The sequence below is a fragment of the Paenibacillus phytorum genome (assembly GCF_013141715.1).
Classification (GTDB): domain Bacteria; phylum Bacillota; class Bacilli; order Paenibacillales; family NBRC-103111; genus Paenibacillus_E; species Paenibacillus_E phytorum.
Map to the genome: position 1 here is coordinate 1 of NZ_WHOA01000215.1, position 2532 is coordinate 2532.

Annotated in this window: 4 protein-coding genes; all 4 read right to left on the minus strand. The window is 41.8% G+C overall.

Annotated features, from left to right (window positions below):
• Positions 1-99 precede the first annotated feature (99 nt).
• Complete coding sequence (locus tag GC098_RS30165; RefSeq protein ID WP_171647176.1) at positions 100-444, minus strand: VOC family protein; 345 nt, start codon at positions 442-444, stop codon at positions 100-102.
• A gap of 275 nt (positions 445-719) precedes the next feature.
• Positions 720-1193: a zinc dependent phospholipase C family protein gene (locus tag GC098_RS30170; RefSeq protein WP_171647178.1), complete on the minus strand. Its 474-nt coding sequence runs from the start codon at positions 1191-1193 to the stop codon at positions 720-722.
• Between the two features lie 490 nt (positions 1194-1683).
• On the minus strand, positions 1684-1851 hold the full coding sequence (locus GC098_RS40405; protein WP_246359054.1) for a hypothetical protein: 168 nt from the start codon (positions 1849-1851) through the stop codon (positions 1684-1686).
• A 33-nt stretch (positions 1852-1884) separates the two neighbouring features.
• Positions 1885-2532 (minus strand): transposase (locus tag GC098_RS30175; protein WP_246359055.1); only part of this gene is annotated, 648 nt, incomplete at its 5' end.

Below are 2532 nucleotides of genomic sequence, written 5' to 3' on the forward strand. Positions count from 1 at the left end.
TCCACGTTACTTCAATGATTATTGGGATTATACCTACTCCAGCATTTCATTATTAATCCTCACATGCCCAGAAACGATTTCCGTATGGGTCATAGAACATCATGACTCTGCCAGGACCGCCAATGCAAGAATATCTCCCACAGTAACGCCGCTGCGAATCAAATCGGATTGCAGCTGCTCGATGTTATCCGTTGTAAATTGTATAGAATAATGTGGATTCAGCTTAACGTTTCCTGTGTACCATATACTGTTCTCGTCCTCTTCTTCACCGAAAAGTAAGATTTCTTGTCCGTTTGCTAGTTTAAGGCTGGTAATGCCCATCTTCCAAATGAGCTCAAATCCTAGAACTTTCACATACCAATCAATTGCTTTTTCGTATTCTTCAAAATTCCCCGATTTAGTAACCGGAATACCCAAGACAATATCTTTCACCACCTTACTCATTAGAGTTCCTCCCTCGAATATTTAGATTCTGCTTTCATATCAATTTTGGCAAATTACCCCATTTTGCATTAACGAATGTATGTTCTCTTGTAAAGCTAAGCTTTAAAGATAATTATCACGTATAACTGCCCTTAAGCTGAAAAAGGCAGCCGATCTAATCTGGCCGACTGCCCTCCACTATTGTCTATTGAGCTCTCGTTCCCCGCTAGGTCAATGAGCAGACTTATCTATGTATCCATGGATAAACGACATCCAAAGACCTCCGTGAAGCGCGTTCAATGTACGCACAAATTCACAGACTCTGACTGAAGCTCCTCTAATATAGGTACGTCAATACTCAACTTCAATTCCTCACACATACCAATAGTTCCGAATTTTTGTACAAGTTTTGCATTACATAAATAAAAATCATTATGCAATTCTTTGTAGAAATTCGTCTCTTTCCTTAATCGTTCTTTTAATCCGCTATAATACATAAATGTCGCCCACATTTCATCTGCAACCAAATGTGTTAAGTATCCAATATAGAATGGATCAGTGAACTTTTCATGGTACTTTGCAATAAATCGTCCATACTCAGATGGAGCGCCGTCAGAGAACGTATATCTATTCCCTTTAAAGTGGGTCTCTCCCTTAACTTCATCACCATCAGGAGCAATAGAACCTAATAAAAAACGACCTTTATCAACAATATTTATTTCTTTGCCAACACGGTCTGCTATAAACAAATGCATCATGCGAGAGCCCATTTAAATCCCTCATCCCACAAAAAATTTCCACAATAATACATTTCGATATGAAACTATTATTTCCTTTTTAAAGTTCATATTGAACTATCCTGCCCGTCCCTCGGTATTAAGGGGTTATCTCTCATATACTTACTCATTCGCAGGATTTCGTCGCCTTGGAATACGGTTGTCGTTCGAATAGCAAGCTCATTAGACATCATTAGACACCGTTGTTTCGATTTTGGGCATGCGGGAACAGAAGAAGCGTGTGGAACATTTCTCCAAGTCTTATTCTTCTGCACGCATACTCCACAATTTCCTCGGGGGTTCACCATCCCAAGACTCTACGGGTCTATGCCCTTACATTCCTTCGTTACACCTGACCAAGGCGTGGAGACCGATAACGTTTAGCTGACGGGTCTGAGCCCTTATTGGGCAGGAACTCGGTCCTCCGTGCTTTCTTTGTATAATCCTGCGAATGAGTCAATATACGTGATTGTTTTAATCAGTCTTAGGCAGCATGAATGCAGATAGGAGCAGCTTTTTCAGGAGAAAACGCTTCTCCCCTTTGAACAATGCCGACGATGATTCGTGCCAATTTTCCAAGCAGTTTAAATACCGACTGTTGCTTTTTCATTTGCTTAAATTGAACATTATTCTCATGCAGCTGACGGAACACAGGATGATTTCCTACGAGCCCTAGCGTAGCCAGTTACAGATATTTTCGCATCGTAGCATCGCCCCTTTTAGAAAGCACGATCTGTCCCTTACGTTTCCCCGAAGTGCTTTCGGCTAGGTTTAAGCCTGCCTTACGCAATAATTGACTCCCATGGGCATACTGACTTAGGTCACCTGCACCTGATAGAATGGCTGCAATGCAGATTGTGCCAAGGCCGATAGATCGAAGATGATCAGCCATAGGAATTTCGCTGAGCAACACTTCTATATCTTTTTCAATTCTCTCTAGTATCTCAACAATCCGTTCGAACTCTTGTAATAGCCATCGTAAATCCTGCTTCGCTTCATTTAGCGCAGTCGTTTCGCCTATACTGTTCTTATCTTGAGCGATGATCTGCGCTGCCTTCTGCATGCCAGTGGAGCCACCAGCTCGCTTCATATGCTCTCTCCATCCCGTGATCACCTCTGATACGGATAGAGACTCTATATCCTGCGGAGAAGGAAATTTCTTAAGAGTAGCTAAGGAACGTTTGCATGTCCAGTCTTTGAACACTGTGAAATACTCAGGAAAACGAATGTCTAACCATCTAATGATCCGATTCTGCAGTCGTACACTATTCGTCACCCAAAATTCCCGGTCACTCATAATCGTTTTCAACCTCTGAAAAACGATAGCCTGTCG

Coding starts and splice junctions, on each gene's coding strand:
- GC098_RS30165 (WP_171647176.1), bottom strand. CDS start 444: ATGAGTAAGGTGGTGAAAGATATTGTCTTGGGTATTCCGGTTACTAAA.
- GC098_RS30170 (WP_171647178.1), bottom strand. CDS start 1,193: ATGGGCTCTCGCATGATGCATTTGTTTATAGCAGACCGTGTTGGCAAA.